The organism is Flavobacterium sp. AK-345 (assembly GCF_058310175.1).
Map to the genome: position 1 here is coordinate 448,850 of NZ_JBZEER010000002.1, position 24,534 is coordinate 473,383.

Sequence of the window (24,534 nt, forward strand, 5' to 3'; positions counted from 1 at the left end):
TTAATATGTTTTTTGTTTTTTTCCTTTTATATCTACCGGATTAATTACATCGTCAATTGTCAAATCTATATTACTCAACCATACATCTAATGCTTGAGACATAGCTTTTTGTTTAATAATGCTTTCTGTTTTATCAATGCCTTTTATTTTGCACAATACCGAAAATAATGTAACAACTTTTTTAGCTCGTTCTAATGTTTCTTTAGAAATAGAATTTTTAGTAAAGGGATCAATTTCTTTCTTTGCATACATATCAATAACTTTATTAGCACTTCTAACAAGCTGAATGTCTGCTTGTAGCGCCCTTTTATTCATTGTAGCACCATAAGCTCCAGTGGCACCTACAAGATCATATCCTATGTCATGAGCTCTTGCCGACGCATCAACCAAATCCTGTGGTTCTCTATCATAATCATAAATCGGTTCCTCAACAACAATATCAAAACCTGCATTTTTGATAGGATTACTAGGCCCTATATAAATACTTCCCATCATATTTAATTTAAAATTATCAAAATCTAACGACAGATATTTACCAGTATTAATCATGGTTAAAGTTCCTATATTTCCATAAAAATAGCTATTTTTTCCGCCTTGTCCTTGAGTATAACTTTCATAACCCTTAGTCCATTTATAGCTTTCGGTTGTTTTACTTTGGCTGTAAACCCAAAATCTTTGTTTTATCTTTTTCCACATTTCAGAAGTATAATTAGGTGAAGTAAATAAATCTGTAACCCGACCTGTTTTGTCTTTTACAACAATTCTGTCTCCACCACCAAATACATCTACTTTTCCTAAATTAAAATAAGATTCAGGAGTTAAATCATCATATTCAAAATCGATTTTTTCAATTTGGGAGATATCATACAGAAGTGAATTAAAATCCCCCTCAGCATCCCCCTGAAACAAATACAATCTAAATTTAGGATCATCAATTTGTTTCCAGTCATTATGCCAAAGATTTAGACCATTTCCATAATCCATTAAAAAATCTGTTTTGCCTTCTTCTGTTTTATTTTTAAAGGGATGCTCCAAACCAAAAATACCATGTCCTAATTCATGGCTTGCAATTCTATTGTCACCACTTGCAAAAACATATCCAAACTGTCCTTTTAGTGCCATAAATCCTTTAATAGCCGGATTACTTGCAGGCAAATCAGAATAAATTAAATAATAAGAATCTGATTTATAGTTACCAGATTTTTTTATTAAATTATTGATCGTTTGTTCTTCATTTGTGTAAGTTTCAAAAAAATCACTGTCTCCCACTTCTATTTTTCCGTCAGCATCTGTATAATTAATTTTTTCAAATCTTGTAATATTCATTTTTATACCTGCTTTTTTATAAACAGCACTGATCTCATTTTCTGCATTTGGCGGAATTTGAGTTTCTTTATTTAACGGGACTAAAACCAAATTTACTTCCTTCTCCGAAATATGAACCAGCATAAAAGCACCAATCACTTTCCATCTTTCACCTTGCTGAATCACTGCTAATATTTGCTCCTCTGCATAAGTTTGGTTTCCTTTTACAGTAAGTATAAATGTTTTTCCATTTCTGCTAAAGGACACATTTGCTCCATTTTGGGTTTTAAAAACAATTTTGTCCGGTTTTACAATCGTATCGGTAATGGTTACCGTGGCAACGACTGTATCAGTATCTCCATTTAAAACTGCTTTGTAAGGTAATGCAGTATCATCTACTTTTTTATATAACTTTTGTATTGTGGCTGTTGCGTTATTTGGCATCACATCAAAGGCATATTTACTTCCATTTCCTGAAAAAGTAATTGTAACTCCTTGTGCCGTAAAAGCTGTTGCCTGACCACTTTTATCAACGCCATCAGTATTCTCCGGAGTCGGTTTTCCTCCAGGCGCAGGTTCTGTACCCTGACTACTTCCGTTTCCTTTGCTGTCTACCCCGTATACTTTTCCTGTGCTATCAGTGATTACAGTATCTTTTCCTCCCGGAATTGTTACCTGTTCCCCATTTTTACCATTGACTACAATATCGCCATTGGCGTTGATAACGATGTTTTTTATTTCAAACTTGACCGTTTCTTCAATTTGCCCTCCCTGGCCTTCGCCCGTGAAATCTTCTATATCGGTAACATTTTTCCAATCCGGATTATAACTGGTTTCAACCACACCGCTAATCAATTGATAATCTGTGTTGATTAGAATATTATTGAACTCAACGGCAATTTTAGTATCCGCCAAATAAGGTACTATTATATAACCTTTTCCCGAATAAGGACTATGTTGTTCTTGCAACTCTAAAACTGTTACCGGAAAATCTCCAGCGGTAAATGTTTCGCTCTGAATTAAATTAGTAAGCGGTATTTGATTTTGAATATTGATTTTCGGAACAATACCACAGTTATAACTGGCGATTCCGTTTTCTTTTTTCGGAATTTTAAAAGTGTTCGTATTAGAGTAATTAAAACTCTGCACACCATCACCTTCTAAAGTACAAGTTGAACCTACTTTAAATTCATAGGTTGTTTCAGGTTCTAAATTGGTCAGCAAAGCCTGATTGTTTTGGCTATAAGTAGAAAACCACTCAAAGACTTTCTCTTTTTCCTTGCCTTTTTTATTCGTTTCTACGATTGCTTTTTTCCGGTATTGAACCTGATATTTGCTGTGATCAGGCAATCCCTGCCAATTTATTTTTACACTCGTTGGAGATACAATTTCTGAGAGGGCAAATGTTGGCGGATCACACTTTTGGGTATATTTAAAAGAATAGATCTCGCTATATCCGTCATTTTTAAAAACCGCATTTTCTGAAAGTCCCGTAGTCGATATTGCCCTTATACGCCATGCATAACACATTCCCGGAATAAGAATTGGCCTATTTAAATTGTATAATAAAGCAGTTCCAAAAAGTGTTTCTTCATATAAAATGGGAGACATTTGAAATGCAAACTGTGGGTCTAATGTTGGATCTACTAATTGTTTTAATTCGAACTTATACGAAATATTCGTTGCGTTCATCTGGCGTGGTGTCCAGGTAAACATGACATTAGGGAAGTCGCTCGAGGCGATCTGTTCGTTTTTCTTTGGCGTATTTAAAAGCGGAGGATCATTTAAAATCAGATATAGACTCGCACAGCTTTTTTGCGATATTTTTTGATTGGTGATAAAATCATACATTTCAAAACAAAAGCTATACATTCCTTCCGGTAATCCATTGGCGTATTGGAGGGCTGTAATTCCCTGCAGGTTTTCGAGTCTGAATAAGGCGAAAATATCGGTATTTGTTAAAGTCTGCAATTCTCCTCCATTAATAAATATTGGACGTTGTCCCTGCAGGTAATCACTACTTTGAATATTAATCCCATTTCCCTGAATATAAAGTTTCAATCGTACTTGTCGCTGTGATATCGAAATATCAGTTGGATTGATCATTAACCGCAATTTGATGTCTGTACTTGTGGCGTAATCAGATAGTTTGATGCTATACGGACTATTAAAAACAGGTGTTAACTGAACTGGAAATAATTGAGCTGTACTATCTAAACTCCAGAAAAATAAGACTATAAAAAAGAATAATGGTGTAAACAGTTTTTTCATTAAAACGAGGCGATTATGAAGCCTCGAATTTAAAACTGTGAAAAAACAAAAGAATTAACCAAAAGACACAAGTGTATCAGAATGCGACTTATTTTATTTGGAGTTCTTAATTAAAAATTGTCTACGTGAAATCTTTATTTTTAATTAGAAGCTATTTCCTGCTGTCCTTCCAAATCTTTTGTGGTGAACCCCACCACAAAAGGATTTTCCCTCCCATCAGGGCTAGGGCACTCGGTTTCATAAGACGATTTAATTTATTTCAAATACCAGGATTTATCATATAAATCACTTAACTCTTTTGCCGGAATTCCATTTAGTTCAATTGTTTTATTACAAATTTGATCAAAATCCGCATTCTCACAAGCCATATTAATTATATGATCAGTTTCGCCCATTCCTTCTGCTCCAATTAAAAGTTTGCCCGAATCACAGAATTCTTTAGCTATTTCGGTTATAATTTTGAATAATTGTTCTGACATATTTCTTTCCTGAAAATATAAACTTGAAAATCTTTCTATGCAACCAATTAAAACAACCTTTTTATAAATATTAATGCTAAAACTATCGCTCTCACCTGTAGCATATTCGAATCCATCTATTTGATTGGGAGTTATAAACCAGTTTCCTCGTTCATTTTTAGTAAAATGTCCGAATTCTTTCAAATGCAAAAACTCCGCTTTTAATCTTTTAAAAACATCGTTTAGCCTTTGCTCGGTTTCTTCTAAAGAATATTCTTTTTCTTTTGGAATTATGCAGTGAATACTTGTTCCCATAATTTATTATTACATTTTATTAAATAGAAATTAACTTCAGGGAAAAATTGGCTCCAGAAGAACTCTATATTCCTTAAAAACAGAGCCGAAAGAAGTTCCGTCGATTCCCTCAATTATATTCCAACCCAATATTCTTTTATTGATAAGCTGATACAATTCATATTCAACAAACTCATCACTATAATTTAATTTTTGATATTCAGGATGCGTTCTAATAAACTCTGAAAATTTCCATTGCGAAAACTCAATTTCATTTACAGCAATATCATAAGCATAAATAACTCCATCTTTTTGAGCCGTACAACCGCTTCCGTGAAACCAATATTCAATTCCATCAATAATTCCTTTTGTTTCAAAAAACGTATGAGAAAATGAACATGGATTTATATCCTGTTTGTATTCATTTTTTAATAAGATTTCAAAATGTCTTATAAAATTGATGTAATCTTTTAAAATTTTTTCGATCATAATTATTGCAAAGTCCTAATTGGAATCGAATATAAGTTATTTTCAAGAATGCGAGGAATTAATTTAAAAACTTCTTTTTACACATAAGGGTTTTACTATATTTGCCTTTCCTAATTTACAGAATCATGACTTCGAAAAAACTTTTGCCCATGTGGTATGGTGGCGGTATTGGAAACAACCGTAACACTTCTGTAAGTGTAGGACACCTTAGCCTCATGGGTTTTATATTTCCTAAAATTACAGAGTTATGAGTACCAACACCCTTTCAAAAGAAGCCGAAAAAAGGCTAATCAATTTTTTTAACGACACCATAGATCCCGAAGAAATGTCCAGAACAATACGGAAACTAAATTATATCATTGCCTTAGGAATTCTGCGCCAAGACCCAACTCTTCAAAACGAACTTATCAACTTAGAAGATAGCTTTTTTTGGCTGAATGAATTAGCCGAAGTTTTAAATCCTTATTTGAATTTGGAATAATTTTTTAGAATTAATAATAAATGGAAAAACCTCGATTTTTTAAAAGTCGAGATTTTTTCTTTTAATTTCTTTGTTGATTATTGGAACGGGTACGAAGTCGGGAGACTTCGCGCAGCGTAAAACCTTTAATAATATTTTGATTTTTAGAAGACTTCGAAGAGCAGGGACTTCACACAGCGTAAAACTTTCACTAATATTTTTGGCATCTAGAAGAATTCGCACAGCATAACTTCTAATGTTATTTTTGGTTTTTAGAAAACTTGTAAATCATAGTTTGTGCTTATTCCAACATATAACATTTTATTAGCGCTCAAATATTGCATCTACATCATCATCCTGAGATGAAGAACTGCTATTATAATTAATTGGTTCTGGTTCATAATCTTGGCTATTAAAATAATCCATTGCCATGCTGTCAATATCTAAATTTGAAACAATATCGGAAGTATTATATTCAACTCTTTCTAAAACTGACTGATTAAACCCTTCTAAATAAACTGTTAATATATCATTTACTTCGGATTCAATCCCTTCTTTGTTAATTGTGTAATCAGCATACCCGTCTTCATAATAAATATGACTTAAATGATCATTATAATTAATGTCTAAATAGCTATTATTGACTATGTCTTGTAAATAATTTTCAATTCTTTCCCCTGCTAGAAATAAAATTTGCTCATCAATGATATTAAATTTATCTATAAAATTTAAAAGATCTTTTAATGTATCTTCATCTAACGAATCTTTTAAAAAACCTTGTAAAAATGTATAATCAGTAATCTTTATTTCAAATTCAAAATCTGTCAATATCATTAAAAGTTCGGATAATTTGCTTCCCGAAGGATAAGTAGCATTTACTAAGGCTTTAATAAAATTTTCTATTCTACTTTTCAAACGGTCATTGAAAAAATCTACATAAGTAAGTAATATCAAAAAATCCCATTCTTCATTTTTTATTTTTTTTTCAAAAAAATAATCAAATAAATCTTCTTGAATTTTTTGTGAAGATTGTTTGTTAATTTTTTTATATATTATAAGAGTATTTAAGAAAATTATAGAAGTTTCTGTTTCTAAGGATTTTAAAATGTTAGTAATTAATTCAGTTTCTTTGTGATAGGAGCTAAGGACAAAATCTGCGATTGATGGATTAAAAAGAATATATTCATAATTACTTGCACTTATTTGATTCCTATTTAGTAATGATTTTATAGCCACTTTTCTAATTCCTTCAAAACTTTTATCTGAATGGTCACCCAAATTTACAGGATGAATTTTAAGAAATTTATTATACGATTTTCTTAGTATATCTTCAGATATTTTTCCATTATTGTATACAGTCAAAAATGTCAAAGCTCTTACACAATCATCTGTCTGATTTTGAAAATAATCTGCCCATATATCTTGTGGCTCATCTAAATTTTTTTTAATGTATTTCCAATAATCATCTGGGAGAGTATTAGCAATTCTTACTTTATCAGTAACAAACTCGATTATACGAGGATTAAAATTTCTATGCTCAATTATATCTTTATAACGTTTATCCTCATATATACTATCAATATAAATTTTGTCTAAATTTGAATGATAAACGTGATTGTATAAAATACGTGCCTTATCTATTTTTGTTAAATTTTCAACTCTTAATAAAAATTCATTATCTCGAATTTTTCCATTTTGAAAATTATGGCTTAGACTATAAGCTTTATTTAAAATATTTGTTCTAGATGTGAGAATAAATTTTTTAGAATTATCCTTACATATTCTATTTATAAATTTAACAATATGTGAATCTCTTTTGTTATTAATAGCATCATATAAATTACTACCTAAGAAATCATCACAATAAAATATTATTTTCTTTTTTTCTTTTTCTCTAAACAAGTTTTCTGCTTCTGTTAAATTTTCTTCAATATCACAAAATTCATATCCTTTAGCAGTATATAAAAGGGCTAAATTATCTGCCAGTGTAGTTTTGCCAATTCCAGGTTCACCAGTCATTATTATAACATTCTTCTCTTCTAAAATTTTTAATCCTTTTATATGATTTTCTGTTATTGCATACTTATAAGTATTTTCTTTTATCTCGCGAATAGTACTTTCACTTCTACCTTTAATAGCGTTATTATAAACTAAATCTAATACAGAAGCACTAGTAATCCATAATTTAAAGTTTTGTTCAACCACAGCTTGATTTTCTTTTTTTAGAAGAAAGGCTATTAAATCTTCTCTACCAAAAATATCATCCTCTCTTTTTATAAATGGATGAAATAGTGTTTTTATATTTTCTTTATTGAGCCTCGATAATTTTTGAGAAGTGATAAAAATATATTTTTTGGGGTTAAGATTCTTAACTTTTGCTACTTCCTCAGATCTTAGTTTTGAAATAAATGTTTTGTAAGGTGTATCAACATAATGTTTACATTGAATAATTCCCTCTTTATTATTGCCAATCCAGAATCGACCATCAACACCTCCATCTTTACCTGCCTTGAAAGTTTCAACTCGTATGTTCAAAATTTTCTCAATGATTGACGCCCCTAAAGCTTCAAATTCGCGGTCATTAAGTTTTGATAGATCAAATTCCATATTTATTTATATTATTATCTGGTTTAAACTATTAATTTATTATTATTTGTAGAATAAAAAAATAGACTTTAAATTGTTTAAGTGTAATAGCTTATAACTTTCTGTTCAGCTAATTTAATGTTTTTTACTTTTTGCAATGAATTGACCTATCCTTTTTAAACCATAATACATTTTTAATTCAAATCCTACTCTAAAACAAAACATGAATTTCCCAAAAATATCAATTAACAATTCCAAACAACCAAGTACAAATACCTGTTTTTCATAAGCAAAAAAAGCCCAACCAAAGTTGAGCTTTCCTATATATAATTAAATAATCTTACTTCTTCTCCTTCAACAACTTCTCCAATTTTTCTTTTGTTTCCGGAATTGCTTGTAGCGTTAAAGCCTTTTTAAAAGTTTCAATTGCTTTTGTTTTATCGCCTTTTTCCAAATATAAATCGCCGAGAGAATCATAACAATTGGCACTTTCAGGATAGTTGGTGGTGTTGAGCTTAAATAAGGTTTCGGCTTTCGCTAATTGTTTGGCGCCCATCATTTGGTAACCTAAATTGTTAATCTGGCTTTCTCCGGGTTTTACGATATAACCCATGTTTTCAGAAACATTTTTGTAATGTGCAACCAATAAAGAATCTAATTTAAAATCAGGATTTTTTAATTCGCTGTCGTAAATTTTAAGTTTGTAGAATTCAAAAATAAAACGAAGCGCATCATATTCTCCAATCAAACGAACCGAAGGATGATTGTCATCTTCATAAAATTTGTATTTAAAACGCAATTGGTTCTTTTTGTTTTTAGACTGCTCTTTAATAAATGCTAAATTACTGCGAATAAGTCCCGTAGTTCCGCTCGTATCTTTTTGAACACTTACCGTATCAACGCCTCTTTCTAAACGGTTTGCCATTGCCATATACAATGTTTTTCCTTTATAATTTTGAGTCGGCAAAGTCGTTTTGGCCTCTTTCACCGCTTTTTGATTGTCCCACCACAACGAAGCATCAAGAGAAACATACGAATTAAATAAAGTCGGATTATGCAAAAAAGTATTCATAACCGTCAAACCTCCAAGCGAATGACCAATAAAAGTTTTATACGATGTTGTTGGATAATTGGCATCGATATACGGAATCAATTCTTTCTCGACATACGACATAAATTTCTCGCCGCCGCCCACAACATCTGGCAATTCTTTATCTGTACCGGTTGTTAAATCTACCAATCGGTTTGGGTGCAGGATTCCAACCACAATCATTGGCGGGCAAAGGTTCGATTCTGCCATGTGTTCTGTAATGCTCACAACGGTATTGAAATTTTCGCTTCCGTCTAACAAATAAATGACAGGATAATTACCCCTGTCTTTAATTTTATTTCCTCCGTTACTATTCGGAATATGGATCCAGACTTTGCGTTGCTGTCCTAATATTTTTGAAGAAATGGTTTCTCCAAATCCTGTTGTAAAAGGACTGTTTTCCTGTGCCTTTATGCAAAAAGAGAGCATAAATAAGGCGACAGAATAAAAAAATGTTTTCATAGTTTTAAGATTAAAAGTTTGATTGATGATTTGAATTCAACAAAACAATTCTGATGAATTTCCGGGCAAACTTAACCAATTAATCATCAAACTTTTTCTGCATTTTTTAACCTTTATAGAATTGAGTTACTTTTTCCGAATTAGTGAATTTTAGAAATAAAAAATTCCTTTTTCATTATATTTATATGCAAATAAATCTGATTTTAGCGTTATCAAATAAAACTGCTTTTCTAAAACTTCATTTTAATGAATAAAAATATACGCTCTCTTTACGAAATCGCTCAAAAAGAGACCCGAAAAATAATAGGTTTAATGTCCGGAACTTCGCTCGACGGACTTGATATTGCGCTTTGTACCATTTCTGGTGCGGGCGAAAAAACGGTTGTGAAAATTCTGGAATTCGAAACCATCGATTATTCCGAAGAGATTAAAACCGAAATCCGTAAAGTGTTTGCACAGAAAACGATCGATTTTCACCATTTGGCTTTATTAAACGAATGGATCGGGATTTTGCATGCGGGAATGGTCAACGATTCTCTCGAAAAATGGAATATTCCCGCGCACGAAGTCGACTTAATTGCCTCACACGGACAAACAGTTTTGCACGCGCCGAAGTTTTTGCATCAGCAGGAAAAATTTCCCAATGCTACTTTGCAAATTGGCGACGGCGATCATATTGCGGTAAAAACCGGAATTATCACTTTGTCTGATTTCAGGCAAAAACATGTTGCTGCAGGTGGCGAAGGCGCGCCTTTGGCCGTTTATGGCGATTATTTATTGTTTAGTAAAAAAGGCGAAAACCGCATTATGCTCAACATGGGCGGAATTGCGAATTTTACTTATTTGCCCGCTTCACAAAATGCCGAGGAAGTTTTTGTAACCGATACCGGAACCGCAAATACGTTAATAGACATTTTTACGAAAAATTATTTCCCCGAAAAAAGTTACGATAAAGATGCCGAAATTGCCCAAACAGGAACGGTAAATCAAACGCTTTTAACGGAATTAAAAAGCAATGCTTTCTTCACCAAAAGTTTCCCAAAAACAATTGGTCAGGAATTATTCAATAAAGGTTTTGTCGAAAATGCATTGGTAAAAACAAACCTTAAAAATATTTCGGCACCAGATTTGCTTGCCACTTTAACGAGGCTTAGCGTAGAAACAATTGCCGAAGCGATTCAGTTTGCCGCAAAAAATACTTCGTATGAACTTGAAAATTTCAAGATTTATATGTCGGGCGGCGGCGCAAATAATCCATTATTGGTAAAATGGCTGAAGGAATTATTGCCTTGCGAATTTTATAAAAGCGACGATTTAGGCATTTTAAGCGATGCGAAAGAAGCAGTTTTATTTGCGCTTTTAGCCAATGAAACGGTTGCGGGCGGCGATTTTAATTTCGGAACAAAAAAAGGAATTCCTTCTGTTAGTATGGGTAAAATTTCTTTTCCTGATTAAATGGTTTGCCACGAAGGCGCTAAGGCACAAAGTTTTTTTGCCACAAATTGCACAAATTTTCGTGAATTATTTTTTTTCACGCAGATTCTACAGATTTAGGCAGATCTAATTTTAGATTTTTATAAATTAATCTGTGTACATCTGCTTAAATCTTTTTAAATCTGCGTGAAATATTATAATCCGTGGCTTAAAATTTTCTCACGCAGATTGGTCAGATTTAGCAGATTTTTTTTATAAAAAGCTTTGTGCCTTTGTGCCTTCATGGCAAAAAAAACAACACACAATACATTATTAATATTTATCGTAAATTTATTCAAAAACAAATACATGAAAATCAAACAAATAGCATACAAATTATAATTTCTTAATTATTTATTATAGTCCGCTAAAAAAACTATTTTTGATTTCTGTTTAAAAAAGATTGAAATGCATAAAAATCAGCACCTAATATACTCTCTCCTATTTTTATTAACCCTTGGATGGAATGCCGTTTCGCAGGAAAAAGTGACGCATCCCAAAAATGAATTTAGAGGTGTCTGGATTGCAACGGTTGTCAACATCGACTGGCCAAAAACTGCCGTTGACAACGTAGAAAAAGAAAAAGCAGATTTTATCGAGATTTTAGATACTTATAAAAAACTAAATTACAACGCCGTAATCGTTCAGATTCGTAGTGTTGGCGATGCTTTTTATCCTTCGGAACTAGCGCCCTGGTCGCGATTTTTAACCGGGAAAGAAGGACAGGCTCCGGCTCCGTATTATGATGCTTTGGCTTGGATGATTGAGCAGGCGCATTCGAGAGGTTTTGAATTTCATGCGTGGATGAATCCGTATCGTGCAACTTTCGATTTAAACAAAGGTCTTTTGAGTCCAACACACGACATTTTCAAACATCCGGAATGGATGATCGAATATGGTGGGAAATTATACTACGATCCTGCTTTGCCTGAAGTTCAGACGCATTTAACGAAAGTGGTAAAAGAAGTTGTGGATAAATACGATATCGATGCGATTCATTTTGATGATTATTTTTACCCTTACACCGTTCCCGGAAAAGTATTTAACGATACGGCTTCTTTCAGAAAATACGGTTCAGGCTTAAGCCTTGCCGATTGGCGTCGTGCGAATGTGAGCAATTTTGTGCATACGATTTCTACAACAATAAAAGCAAGTAAACCGTGGGTTCAGTTCGGAATTAGTCCGTTTGGGGTTTGGCGAAACAAATCGATGGATCCAAAAGGTTCTGAGACACAATCGACTTCCAATTACGACGATTTATATGCCGATCCTGTTTTATGGATGGACCAAAAATGGATCGATTATATTATGCCGCAATTGTATTGGAGCATGAATAATCCACGTGCTTCTTACTCAAAACTAGTAAAATGGTGGTCTGAAAATTCGAATAATACGGCACTTTATATTGGTCACGCTTCATACAAAATTCGAGGCGATGGCGACAAAAGCTGGAATTATGTAAGTGAAATTCCAACACAGATTGATTATGCCAGAAGTTTCAAAAAAGTGGGCGGAAGCGCTTATTTTAGTTCAAAATGGTTCATGACCAAAAACTTCGATATCGTTCGTCTTTTAGAAGAAAATCAATATAAATATCCTGCGCTTCCGCCGGCAGTTCCTAATTTAAAGCGTATTGTAATTGATATTCCAACGGTAAATGAATTTTCAAAAGACAGTCTTAAATATTATTTCAACATCAAATCGCCGTTAAATACCAAAGTTCGTTATATCGTTGTTTACGGTGCAGATCATATTTCGCGAATCAATACCAACGATGCAACACAAATTATTGACAAGATTATGGTGCATGAAATCGACGGTACGATCTCATTTTCTATCCCTGCAGAAAAAATGAATCAGTATAAAGCTTGCGCTGTAACTTTTATTGATTATTTTGCGAACGAAAGTACCCCAACTACTATCGACACAAAAAAGACATTTAAAATCTATACACCTGCACAACCGAATGAAAACAGATAAATCTCCGTGGTTTTGGATTCCGCTTTTAAATTTTGCGTCTGGATTGCCTTACGCCGTCATCATTTCCGTTTCGGTTATCATGTACAAAAATCTCGGAATTTCTAATGAAGACATTGGGGTTTACACCAGTTTATTATATCTTCCGTGGGTTATAAAACCACTTTGGAGTCCGTTTATTGAATTGAACGGAACCAAAAGAAAATGGTTTTTATCGATGCAATTGCTTATTTCGATTGCGTTTTTATTAGTAGGTTTTACGGTTCCATCCAATGGATTTTTCATCATGACATTGGCGATATTTTGGGTTGCAGCTTTTGCATCAGCCTCAAATGATATTGCCAGCGACGGCTTTTATTTGTTGGTTTTACCAAAAGAACAACAATCTTTTTTCCTCGGAATCAGAAGTACTTTTTACCGACTTTCTCTTTTAGCCGGAAACGGATTAATCGTTTTGTTTGCCGGATATTTAGAACATAAATACGGAGATAATACAAAAGCATGGTCGTATACGATGATTGCTGTTGGTTTATTAATGACTGTAATAACGGTTTACAATTTTGTTTTTACACCAAGAAATGAAATTAATTCGGTTGAAAACAATAAAGATCACCACCAAAACTTCGCCACTATCTTTGTGAGTTTCTTTAAGAAAAAACAAATCGGATTGGTATTGGCTTTTATTTTGTTGTTTCGTTTAGGAGAATCGCAATTGCTTAAAATGCTAAGTCCATTTTTATTAGATGGAAAAGATATTGGCGGAATGGCTTTAGACACAGAAGCTGTTGGAATAATTTACGGAACTTTTGGTGTTGGCGCTTTAACTCTGGGCGGAATTTTAGGCGGAATTGCTATTTCGAAACAAGGACTTACCAAATGGATGTTTCCTATGTTTTTAGCGATGCACCTTCCTATTATCGGATTTATTTTGCTGGCATTTTTTCACCCTTCTTCTATTTATTATATTTACGCCGTTGTTATTTTAGAACAATTTGGTTACGGATTTGGTTTTACAGGTTTTATGATGTTTTTAATACATGTTGCCGAAGGAGAATCAAAAACAGCACATTATGCTCTTGCAACCGGATTTATGGCTTTAGGAATGATGATACCGGGAATGTTAAGCGGTTATATACAACAATATTTAGGCTATCAGCACTTTTTTATCTGGGTTCTGCTGGCGACAATTCCGGGGTTGATTTTGTCCCGTTTTTTAATTTTCCCAAAAGATTTTGGGAAAAAATCAGAAGAAGTTTAACCCCAAATCAAACTCTTACTTATGGAAATCAATGAAAATTTGCAAAACGAACGCAACCTAAAAGGCGCTGAGTTCGAAAAGGAAGGAAATTTTGAAAAAGCAATTGAAGTATATGAAGAAAATGTCGCGGAAAGCTTTAAAGGAAATCATCCTTACGATAGATTGGCTACGATCTACAAAAACCAAAACGATATCGACAACGAAATTCGGGTTTTAGAAAAAGCAATTGTTGTTTTTGAAGAAATCACGCTTGAAGATCGTTTGGAAGGTTTACCAAAACTTTTCCGTTTTAAAAACCGATTGGAGAAAGCAATTGAAACAAAGAAACAATTAGCCAAACAAAAGAAAGCAAAACTGAAGTAATATATCAAATAATATCTTTGATTATTTAGTGAGAGCGTAACGGATTTTCTAAAAAATTAAGCTTAATTTTCTTTTTACCATTAAGATATTAAGTTATTTAAGTCAGCTTTATGAACTTAATAGCTGTAATGGTAAAAATGATTGAACTTGTTTTGAAATAATTACTATTTTTTTTATTTGATGATGATTACCTTAAAAAGAACGAATTCTGATGATCTTGATTTTGTAAAGCTTGTTGCTTTATTAGACAAAGATTTAGCGATCAGAGACGGAGAAGATCACAGTTTTTATAACCAGTTTAATAAAATTGATAAAATAAAACATGTGGTTGTTTTTTATGAAAATGACATTGCCGTAGGTTGTGGCGCTTTTAGAGAAAAAGAAACTGATTCGGTCGAAATAAAACGCATGTACGTGCATCCGGATCATAGAAAAAAAGGAATTGCCTCACAGGTTTTAACCGAATTAGAACGCTGGGCTGCAGAAATTAAATATCCTTACACAGTTTTAGAAACCGGAAAAAAACAACCCGAAGCGATTGCTTTATACCAAAAATCAGGTTACAGTATAATTCCGAATTATCCTCCTTATGAAAAAATGGATAATAGTGTTTGCATGAAAAAGACTTTATAATAATGAAAATGACAGCCGAAGCATTAAAACAAAAAGTGGGACAATTCTTTTTCCCTGCTGTTTTTATAAACGATACCGAAGAAAATATTCAGGAAACCGAACGTTTGATTAAAGAACACAACATTGGCGGATTGACTTTTTTTCACAGTCGGGCGAGTGCTGCAACGAATTATGAAAGCAAGAAAAAAGTTGTTTTTAATGATGACAGTTATCAAAAAATAAAAGACTTAATTATTCGCTACCAAAAAGCGGCTTCTACTCCCCTTTTAATTAGTATTGATGCCGAATGGGGTTTGGCGATGCGTATCGAAAAAACACCGCAATATCCGTACGCCATTACACTTGGCGCTTTGCCGGAAAATAAAGCTGATTTGGTTTACGAAGTTGGAAAACAAATTGGTTTAGATCTTAAAGCGGCCGGAATTCATTACAATTTATCGCCTTTGGCAGACATCAACAATAATCCAAATAATCCGGTTATTGGGTACCGTTCTTTTGGTGAAAACAAAAAGAAAGTAGCTGATTTTGCTGTTGAATATTTAAAAGGAATGTCTGAAGTTGGTATTTTAGGCTGTCTGAAACACTTTCCCGGACACGGAAATACCAATGTCGATTCGCATTTGGGATTACCGGTTTTAAATGAAACTCTGGAAGAATTATTAGAAAATGAATTATATCCGTTCATTAAAGGAATTGAAAATAATGTCGACTCCATAATGATTGGACATTTGGCGGTTCCGAGTTTGAATGACGGAAAAAACACATCGGCAACTTTATCAAAACCTATTATCGAAACGCTTTTACGCGAGAAATTAGGTTATGATGGTTTAGTAATTTCTGATGCCTTAAACATGCACAGCGTTTCTAAATTGTATGAAAAAAAAGGCGAATTGGAATGGGAAGCTTTCAACGCCGGAAATGATATTTTGTGCTTTGCAGAAAATGTTCCGGAAGGAATTGAAACCATTCTTAAAAATGCTTCGCCGGATCGTATCGAAGAAAGTTTCAATAGAATTAGGAATGCAAAAGAAAAAGTGGGACTTTTAAATAATTCTTTTACCGCAACAGGCGAGTTAAATTTCGAAAAAGCATCTCAATTAAATCTTGAAATTGCCGAAAACTGTATTACAAAAGTTATTGATCATTCTATTTCTGAACTAATTTTTGGATCTCAAAAAAACAATCAATTAGCGAAATTGAGTTTGTATAAAAATGTTGAGAATACTTTTTTCAAAACCTTAAATTCAAAATTACCTTCAGCAGAATTTGCTTTTGAAAATCTGGAAGTTTCAGATATTGCATCCATAAAGAAAGAACTGAAAAATTTCGAAACGATCCTTATTTCATTATTTGTTCCGAAGGCAAAACCTTTAAATAACTTTGAAGTTAATGATGAAGTTTTTGCTTTGCTTTCAGAATTGCTTCAAACCAAAAAATGTGTTATTTATGTTTTTGGAAATCCGTATGTTTTACCCTTAATTCCTAATCTGTCTAAGGCTTCAGGGTTAATCGAGGTGTATCAGGATTTTGACGAATTTCAAAAAATTGCAGGAATTTATCTTCTTGAAAATAAAAATTATTCAGGAAGCTTACCCGTAAATATTGACATTCAATAACTTACAACTTTATCAATCATCATCATAACTAAAAGTTATTACTTAATAAATATTAATAATTACATCTTATTGTAATTAGCTTTACTTATGCCCTACTTTTGCACTAAATAAATATTTAACTTAAAACGAAAAATATGTCTTTAGTAGGAAAAAAATTCCCAAGTATTGCAGTAGATGCTATCTCAGAAATGGGTGATAACTTAAAAATCAACATTTTTGAAGAAGCAGTAAACAACAACAAAAAAGTATTATTGTTTTGGTACCCAAAAGATTTCACTTTTGTTTGCCCAACTGAATTACACGCCTTTCAAGCTGCATTACCAGAATTTGAAAAAAGAAATACTATCGTAATCGGAGCTTCTTGCGACACAAACGAAGTACACTTTGCGTGGTTAAACACTCCAAAAAACAACGGTGGAATCGAAGGTGTTACTTACCCAATCCTTGCTGATACAAACCGTAATTTATCTAACATTTTAGGAATTTTAGATATTGAAACTACAGAATACAGCGAAGAAACTGATTCAGTTATCATCGAAGGTTCAAACGTAACTTACAGAGCTACTTACTTAATTGACGAAACTGGAAAAATCTTCCACGAAAGTGTTAACGATATGCCATTAGGACGTAACGTAAACGAATACTTAAGAATGGTTGATGCTTACACTCACATCCAGGAAAAAGGAGAAGTTTGTCCTGCAAACTGGGAAGCTGGTAAAGAAGCTATGTCTGCTGACAGAATCAGTACTGCTGAATACCTTAGTGCTAACTAAGAAAAAATAAAATTCCAAATTTTTAAATTCCAAATTCCAATTGGGATTTGGAGTTTAAAAACTGGAAAATTCAATTCAAAAATCAATAACATTTCAGGTATAACATTTCTAAGTTCAATCGCATGATTTGGAATTTGGAATTTATAAACTTGGAATTTCATTAAAAAAATAACATTTCAATATTTATTTTTTTAAGTTTCAATCGTAAGAGTTGGAATTTGGAATTTAAAAAATTTGGAATTTAAATCAAAAGGTATGTTAATCGACTTAAACGAAGATACGTTAGCAGATTTAGTTGCTAAAAACGAAAAAGTAGTAGTACAATATTCAGCTTCATGGTGTGGAAATTGCCGTATTATGAAACCAAAATTCAAAAAATTAGCAACAGAAAATGAAGCTATCACTTTTGTTTTGGTTGATGCTGAAAATTCTCCGGAATCAAGAAAATTAGCCAATGTGAGCAACTTGCCAACATTCGCTACTTTCGTAAACGGACAATTGGTTGGAGAAACTCAAACCAACAAACAAGAAGTTTTAATCGACTTGGTAAACGCAATTGCATAATGAGATTAGTTAGACTAGCTTAGATTTTAGACTTCTTAGATGTTGTCCTAAATTAAAGAAAGTCTAAAAAGTCTAATGTCTAAAAATCTAAGAAATCCAGAAAAATGAAATTACCTGTAATAAAGCAATTAACGCAATTTATCGAAGAAAACGATCAGGATTATATCATCGAAACTATTGAAGTTTTGGAAGCTATGACTGAGATTCCGTCTTTAAAAGATGAAGAATTGGATGTAATTGGCGAATTGATTTCAAATATGTACGGTGCACTTGAAGTACACAAAATGGTATCTCAGGGTACTGACAAAAAAGAAGCTTTAAATGCGTTCATGAAACGTGTTTTAGGTTCGATCGATAAATAATCGGCTATCTTTTTACTGAGAATAAAAACATGACTTAAGAAGCGTTTTCTGAATAAGGGAGCGCTTTTTTTATGCCTAATTATTTGGGCGAGACATCATTAGAAAAAGGGGCTAATTTAGCATGGCTTTATTCGCCCCTTTCCCTAATGCTGTCGGGCTATCCGCACTACTTCGGTAGTTTGCTCCTATCCCTCTCGCGGGCAAAACGATGTACAGAATCTTTGTCAAAGTTTTAAACTTTGACAAAGATAAACGTAAGCAAAGTCATTTCGAAGAAGACGTATTCGCCGGGGCGAAAGTAACCGCACTAATAATAAGACAAAGTGTGATTTAGCAAGTGAGATTGCTTCGTTCCTCGCAAAGACAAAAAAATCCGCGTTAATCTGTGTTTTCGCAAAGCGAATCAGCCTCATCCGCGTTCCATATCGACACAAAACCACAAAGATAAAATCAGAACGTTTATAACATAAAACCCCAAATTATTCGTTATCTTATAACTAGCTTAATTGTGATGACAACGCCTAACAAATACTTTTAGATTCAAATATTAATCCTTACTTTTGAACCTCATTAAAAAAAATCACCATGGCTTCAATAACATTAGGAGGAAATCCAGTTCATACATCAGGAGAATTACCAAAAGTAGGTTCACAACTTGCTGATTTCAAATTAGTACAGAATGATTTATCAGTAGCTTCATTAAGCAATTTTGCTGGTAAAAAATTAGTTTTAAATATTTTCCCAAGTGTTGATACGGGAACTTGTGCAACTTCTGTTAGAAAATTTAACGAAAGTGCAAGCAATTTAGAAAACACAACTGTTTTATGTATTTCGAGAGATTTACCATTTGCACAAAAACGTTTTTGTGGAGCTGAAGGATTAGAGAATGTTGTAAACTTATCTGATTTTAAAGAAGGTTCTTTTGGTAAAACAAATGGTTTAGAAATCGTTGACGGACCTTTAGCTGGTTTACACTCAAGAGTGATTATTGTAGTTGATGCTAACGGAAAAGTGCTGCATACAGAACAAGTTGCTGAAATTGCAAACGAACCAAATTACGAAGCAGCTTTAGCAGCATTATAATATCCCGATAATGGCATTTGAAAAAGATAATACTTTTGTAACAGGTCGATTAAAAAGCATGACTTATGCTTTTAACGGAGCTGTTAAACTTATAAGAACAGAGCATAGCATTATGGTTCAATTCTCTTTGGGAATTATCATGACGATTGCGGGGTTCTATTTTAATATTTCACAAACTGAATGGCTTTTCCAGGTATTAGCCATCGGTTTAGTAATGAGCATTGAGGGATTGAATACGGCTGTAGAAAAAATTGCCGACTTCATTCATCCTGATTACAGCAAAAGAATCGGTTTTATCAAAGATATTGCTGCAGGAGCGGTATTTTTTGCCGCAATGACAGCAATAGCAATAGGCTTGATTATTTATATACCCAAATTTATATAGGCAATACTAAACGCAAGAATGGCAAAAACAACCAAAAAAGATACTGTAAATAAAAAAACCGAACCAAAAGCTGAGAGTTTAAAATCTTGGAGACCTAACAAACAACAACGTTTTGTTATGGGCTGTCTTTTGATATTATTTTCTATTGCATTATTAGTTGCATTTATTTCTTTTTATGTCAACGGACAATGGCAATTAGACCAAAGCGCTGTTAGCCAGCTTGATGATCGATCTGAAGTAGTACAAAACTGGCTAGGGAAATTTGGCGCTTATCTTGCCGATTTAATTGTATACAGAGGTTTTGGAATCGCATCTTTTATACTTGTGCGATTGTTTTTCCTTACCGGAATGTTTCTGGCTTTGGAATTATCACTTAGAAAGCTAAAAAATATCTGGTTTTGGGATTTATTTGCTATTATTATTGTATCCATATTATTTGGATTCTTTGCTACTTCTGCACCTGAATTGGGCGGAACAATTGGTTATGAATTAAACTTATTTTCACAGGATTACATCGGGAAAACAGGGACTTTACTAGCCTTGCTTTTCGGATTGATCGTTTATCTGATTTTCAAAATAAAATTATCTCCGGAGAAAATTCAATCGTATTTCGATTCAACTAAAAAAGAATTTAAAACAGAATTAAGCTCTTTGAATACGCCGCCACAAGCGGAAAGCGCCTATAATTTAGAAGAATTTGCTATTGAGGAAGAAGATCCTGAATTAGACAATATTCATTTAAAAACGGAAGATACTCAATTCGAAATCAACAAAGAGGCTTTAAAACCAACTATTACAAATTCATCAGAAATTGATTTAAATCCGGTTTTAAAACCAGTTCAGATGAATATAAATCCGGTAACGGAAACTCCTGCTCACAACGACGAATTGGTTATCGAAAAACCGGAAGAGGAAGATATTATCGAAGAAAATCTGGCTTCGCGTCTGGTTGCTGATTTTGGTTTATTTGACCCAACTTTGGATTTATCGAATTATAAATTCCCAACCATCGATCTATTAAAAGAATATTCGACGGGCGGGATCACGATTAATCAGGAAGAATTAGAAGAAAATAAAAACAAAATTGTAGATACACTTCGTAACTACAAAATTGAAATTGCACAGATTAAAGCTACCGTTGGTCCATCGGTAACTTTATATGAAATTGTACCGGAAGCAGGAATCAGGATTTCTAAAATTAAGAGTTTAGAAGATGATATTGCATTATCACTTTCGGCATTAGGAATTCGTATTATTGCGCCAATTCCAGGAAAAGGAACAATCGGTATCGAGGTTCCAAACAAGAATCCAACGATGGTTTCGATGAAAAGCGTTATCGGTTCAGCAAAGTTTCAGGAAGCTGAAATGGAACTTCCAATTGCTTTGGGAAAAACAATTTCAAACGAAACATTTGTTGTCGATTTAGCCAAAATGCCTCACCTATTGATGGCAGGAGCTACCGGACAAGGAAAATCTGTTGGATTAAATGCGGTCTTAACTTCGCTTTTATATAAAAAACATCCGGCAGAAGTAAAATTCGTTTTGGTCGATCCGAAAAAAGTAGAACTTACGCTTTTCAATAAAATTGAAAGACATTATCTAGCCAAACTTCCTGATGCAGGAGATGCGATTATTACAGACAATGCAAAAGTAGTGAACACGTTAAATTCACTTTGCGTTGAAATGGACAATCGTTATTCATTGTTGAAAGATGCAATGGTGCGTAATATTAAAGAATACAACGAAAAATTCAAATCGAGAAAATTAAATCCCGAAGCTGGACATCGCTTTTTACCTTACATAGTTTTAGTTGTCGATGAGTTTGCCGATTTGATTATGACGGCAGGAAAAGAAGTTGAAATTCCAATTGCACGTTTGGCACAGTTAGCACGTGCTATTGGTATTCACTTAATTATCGCAACACAAAGACCTTCGGTAAACGTAATTACAGGTTTGATTAAAGCGAATTTCCCCGCGAGAATTGCTTTTAGAGTAACTTCAAAAATTGATTCAAGAACAATTTTGGATACTCAGGGAGCCGATCAGTTAATTGGTCGCGGAGATTTATTATATACAAATGGAAATGATGTAACCCGTGTTCAGTGTGCTTTCATTGATACACCTGAGGTTGAAAAAATTACAGATTTTATTGGTTCACAAAAAGCATATGCCACAGCATATTTGCTTCCGGAGTTTGTTGGAGAAGAAAATGGCATTAATCTTGATATAGATATTTCCGAAAGAGATACTTTATTTAGAGAAGCCGCTGAAATTATTGTCAACGCACAACAAGGTTCAGCATCTTTATTGCAAAGAAAATTAAAATTAGGATACAACAGAGCAGGTCGTTTGATCGATCAACTGGAGGCAGCCGGTATTGTTGGTCCGTTTGAAGGCAGTAAAGCACGTAGTGTGAACATCTTAGATTTAAGTGCTCTTGATCAATTTTTTAACAATGAACAAAATTAATTCTATCATGAAAGCAAAAATTCAAGAAATCAACAACAATTCTATCAAAAACAGGACTAAAAAATGCTTACAAATAGCACTTTTATTTCTTTTGAGCTTTACCTCTATTCAGGCTCAGGATAAAAAAGCAAAGGATTTATTGAACCAGGTAACAGCCAAAATAAAAAGTTACGACAATATTGCTATTGACTTTAAATATTCTTTGAACAATGCTAAAGAAAATATCAATCAGGACAGCAAAGGAAATGTTGTAATGAAAGGCAATCAATATGTATTGAATTTCATGGGCGTTACTAAAATATTTGACGGGCAAAAAACGTATACTATTGTTCCTGAAGATGAAGAAGTTACTATTTCAAAAGTAAACGAAAAAGACGATAATGCTATTACGCCTTCAAAAATGCTTACTTTCTTTAATTCCGGATACAAATACAATATGGATATTGTTCAAAATGTAAAAGGAAGAAAAATTCAATACATTAAATTAGCACCTACAAACACCAAAGATCAAAGAAAAGAGATTCTTTTAGGTATTGATGTACAAACAAAACACATCTATAATTTGATTGAAACAGGAAAAAATGGAACAAAAACCACTTTAACCGTTAATTCTTTTAAAACCAATCAGCCTTTATCAAAAAATCAATTTACCTTTGTAGCGAGCAAATATCCAAAATACTACATCAACAAATTAGATTAAACCAAGGTTGAAAATTTTAGACAAATACTTACTAAAAACATTTCTGATTACATTTACTACGGTATTTGTAATCCTTTTTTTTATATTCATTCTTCAAACTGTATGGCTCTTTATCTCTGAATTAGCAGGTAAAGACCTAGATTTGATATTGGTTATAAAGTTCCTTCTTTTCTCAATGCCTCGAATTATTCCGTTGGTTTTACCTTTATCGGTTTTACTGTCGTCGATTATGACTTTCGGAAATTTAGCCGAAAATTATGAGTTTGCAGCCATGAAATCTTCGGGAATATCATTGCAAAGAGCGATGCGGGTTTTAATCATTTTTATCTTCGTATTAAGTATTGTTGCGTTTTGGTTTGCCAATAATGTGATTCCGTATGCTGAATATAAATTTGTCAATTTCAGAAAAAACATTGCTCAGGCCAAGCCCGCTATGGCTATTGCCGAAGGTCAGTTTAACGACGTTGGAACATATAATATTAAGGTAAACAAAAAATCAGGCGAAAACGGAAACATTTTAACTGGTGTTACGATTCATGAAAAAGCAAATAGTTTTGGCGAAAACAAAACTGTTATAAAAGCTAAAGATGGTGAATTAATCAGTAATGAAAAATCGAGTATTTTAAAACTTGTTTTAAATGACGGTTATTATTATCAGGATGTAACTCCAAAAAAATATGAAGATCGTTCAAAACTTCCTTTTATAAAAAGTGATTTTAAAAAACAAATCATCAACATTGATTTATCTGAACTAAACAAAGTTGATGAAAACCAGGCAAGCGTAAACAGTACAAACGGAATGTTGAATGTAAATGAATTACGCTACACTTTAGACTCCTTAAATAAAAACCTGAATAACGAAATAGTTTCATTTTCAGAAAATATAAATCAGCGTGTTGGAATCAAAGCTTCTCCTAAAATTTTAAAAACAGACAAAAAGAAAAAGGCATTACCAAATGATCTTTTATCTCTGTATACCAACAAACAAAAGTCTGATATATTAAAAATGGCGAGCAGTACTGTTACAAGTAACATCTACTCTATCGAGTCGACTCAAAAAGATTTAAAAGATAAACAGAGAGATATCAATAAACATTTAAGCGCATTATACGAGAAATTTGTAATTGCTTTTGCCTGCTTTTTAATGTTTTTTATTGGTGCCCCATTGGGCGCTATCATCCGTAAAGGCGGACTTGGTTTACCAATTGTATTTGCCGTTTTGATTTTTATTACATTCCACTTTATTAACACTTTTGGAAAACGACTTTCGCAAGAAGGTGGTATGACTCCTTTTATGGGCTCATGGATGTCTTCTTTTATATTACTGCCGTTGGCGGTTTTATTAACATATCGTGCCACAAACGACAATGGATTAATTAATTTTGATGCCATTACAACTCCAATATCACAACTGTTTCAAAAAATTTCCGAGCGCTTTTTTCCCGCTCAAAACAAACAATAAT

The 24,534-nt window shown here is 33.0% G+C and carries 20 protein-coding genes; 15 read left to right on the forward strand and 5 right to left on the reverse strand.

Features of this window, described 5'->3' with window-relative positions:
• From AC4FQ3_RS06225 to AC4FQ3_RS06235, 3 genes are all read right to left on the reverse strand, one after another.
• Positions 1-3,576, reverse strand: coding sequence for a fibronectin type III domain-containing protein (locus AC4FQ3_RS06225; RefSeq protein WP_491181269.1), 3,576 nt, complete (start codon positions 3,574-3,576; stop codon positions 1-3).
• A gap of 254 nt (positions 3,577-3,830) precedes the next feature.
• The gene (locus tag AC4FQ3_RS06230) at positions 3,831-4,349 is read right to left on the reverse strand and encodes a hypothetical protein (RefSeq protein WP_491181270.1); all 519 of its coding nucleotides are present in this window, start codon (positions 4,347-4,349) and stop codon (positions 3,831-3,833) included.
• A 36-nt stretch (positions 4,350-4,385) separates the two neighbouring features.
• On the reverse strand, positions 4,386-4,817 hold the full coding sequence (locus tag AC4FQ3_RS06235; RefSeq protein WP_491181271.1) for a DUF6896 domain-containing protein: 432 nt from the start codon (positions 4,815-4,817) through the stop codon (positions 4,386-4,388).
• A gap of 247 nt (positions 4,818-5,064) precedes the next feature.
• Between AC4FQ3_RS06235 and AC4FQ3_RS06240 the strand changes: the two genes are divergently transcribed.
• A complete protein-coding gene (locus AC4FQ3_RS06240; protein WP_042566598.1) occupies positions 5,065-5,298 on the forward strand; it encodes a hypothetical protein in 234 nt (77 codons plus the stop codon).
• A gap of 303 nt (positions 5,299-5,601) precedes the next feature.
• On the opposite strand, the gene AC4FQ3_RS06245 is transcribed toward AC4FQ3_RS06240, so the two are convergent.
• Both AC4FQ3_RS06245 and AC4FQ3_RS06250 read right to left on the reverse strand, forming a co-directional pair.
• Complete coding sequence (locus tag AC4FQ3_RS06245) at positions 5,602-7,884, reverse strand: nSTAND3 domain-containing NTPase (protein ID WP_042566599.1); 2,283 nt, start codon at positions 7,882-7,884, stop codon at positions 5,602-5,604.
• A 319-nt stretch (positions 7,885-8,203) separates the two neighbouring features.
• Positions 8,204-9,415 (reverse strand): alpha/beta hydrolase-fold protein, encoded by a 1,212-nt coding sequence (locus AC4FQ3_RS06250; protein WP_491181272.1) that lies wholly within the window; start codon positions 9,413-9,415, stop codon positions 8,204-8,206.
• Between the two features lie 246 nt (positions 9,416-9,661).
• Between AC4FQ3_RS06250 and AC4FQ3_RS06255 the strand changes: the two genes are divergently transcribed.
• The 14 genes from AC4FQ3_RS06255 (at position 9,662) to AC4FQ3_RS06320 (ending at position 24,533) form a co-directional block, all read left to right on the forward strand.
• On the forward strand, positions 9,662-10,870 hold the full coding sequence (locus AC4FQ3_RS06255) for an anhydro-N-acetylmuramic acid kinase (RefSeq protein ID WP_491181273.1): 1,209 nt from the start codon (positions 9,662-9,664) through the stop codon (positions 10,868-10,870).
• A 426-nt stretch (positions 10,871-11,296) separates the two neighbouring features.
• The gene (locus tag AC4FQ3_RS06260) at positions 11,297-12,868 is read left to right on the forward strand and encodes a glycoside hydrolase family 10-like protein (RefSeq protein WP_491181274.1); all 1,572 of its coding nucleotides are present in this window, start codon (positions 11,297-11,299) and stop codon (positions 12,866-12,868) included.
• A complete protein-coding gene (locus AC4FQ3_RS06265; RefSeq protein WP_491181275.1) occupies positions 12,855-14,123 on the forward strand; it encodes an MFS transporter in 1,269 nt (422 codons plus the stop codon). The genes AC4FQ3_RS06260 and AC4FQ3_RS06265 overlap by 14 nt, the downstream gene beginning before the upstream one ends.
• Positions 14,124-14,144: 21 nt before the next feature.
• Entirely contained in the window at positions 14,145-14,486 is a 342-nt protein-coding gene (locus tag AC4FQ3_RS06270; RefSeq protein ID WP_042566603.1) for a tetratricopeptide repeat protein, read from the forward strand.
• Positions 14,487-14,669: 183 nt separating this feature from the next.
• A complete protein-coding gene (locus AC4FQ3_RS06275) occupies positions 14,670-15,119 on the forward strand; it encodes a GNAT family N-acetyltransferase (RefSeq protein ID WP_491181390.1) in 450 nt (149 codons plus the stop codon).
• 2 nt (positions 15,120-15,121) lie between these two features.
• Complete coding sequence (locus AC4FQ3_RS06280; RefSeq protein ID WP_491181276.1) at positions 15,122-16,735, forward strand: glycoside hydrolase family 3 protein; 1,614 nt, start codon at positions 15,122-15,124, stop codon at positions 16,733-16,735.
• A 134-nt stretch (positions 16,736-16,869) separates the two neighbouring features.
• Positions 16,870-17,508, forward strand: coding sequence for a peroxiredoxin (locus AC4FQ3_RS06285; protein ID WP_007805603.1), 639 nt, complete (start codon positions 16,870-16,872; stop codon positions 17,506-17,508).
• A gap of 255 nt (positions 17,509-17,763) precedes the next feature.
• Positions 17,764-18,072, forward strand: coding sequence for a thioredoxin family protein (locus AC4FQ3_RS06290; protein ID WP_007805605.1), 309 nt, complete (start codon positions 17,764-17,766; stop codon positions 18,070-18,072).
• A gap of 104 nt (positions 18,073-18,176) precedes the next feature.
• Positions 18,177-18,434 (forward strand): DUF6952 family protein, encoded by a 258-nt coding sequence (locus tag AC4FQ3_RS06295; RefSeq protein ID WP_042566605.1) that lies wholly within the window; start codon positions 18,177-18,179, stop codon positions 18,432-18,434.
• A 585-nt stretch (positions 18,435-19,019) separates the two neighbouring features.
• Complete coding sequence (gene tpx / locus AC4FQ3_RS06300) at positions 19,020-19,517, forward strand: thiol peroxidase (RefSeq protein ID WP_491181277.1); 498 nt, start codon at positions 19,020-19,022, stop codon at positions 19,515-19,517.
• A 10-nt stretch (positions 19,518-19,527) separates the two neighbouring features.
• Positions 19,528-19,902 (forward strand): diacylglycerol kinase family protein, encoded by a 375-nt coding sequence (locus AC4FQ3_RS06305; protein ID WP_491181278.1) that lies wholly within the window; start codon positions 19,528-19,530, stop codon positions 19,900-19,902.
• Between the two features lie 18 nt (positions 19,903-19,920).
• Positions 19,921-22,371, forward strand: coding sequence for a DNA translocase FtsK (locus AC4FQ3_RS06310; protein ID WP_491181279.1), 2,451 nt, complete (start codon positions 19,921-19,923; stop codon positions 22,369-22,371).
• Positions 22,372-22,378: 7 nt separating this feature from the next.
• Positions 22,379-23,071, forward strand: a complete 693-nt coding sequence (lolA1, locus tag AC4FQ3_RS06315; RefSeq protein WP_042566730.1) for an outer membrane lipoprotein periplasmic chaperone LolA1 — start codon at positions 22,379-22,381, stop codon at positions 23,069-23,071.
• Positions 23,072-23,078: 7 nt separating this feature from the next.
• The gene (locus AC4FQ3_RS06320; protein WP_491181280.1) at positions 23,079-24,533 is read left to right on the forward strand and encodes an LptF/LptG family permease; all 1,455 of its coding nucleotides are present in this window, start codon (positions 23,079-23,081) and stop codon (positions 24,531-24,533) included.
• Position 24,534 lies beyond the last annotated feature (1 nt).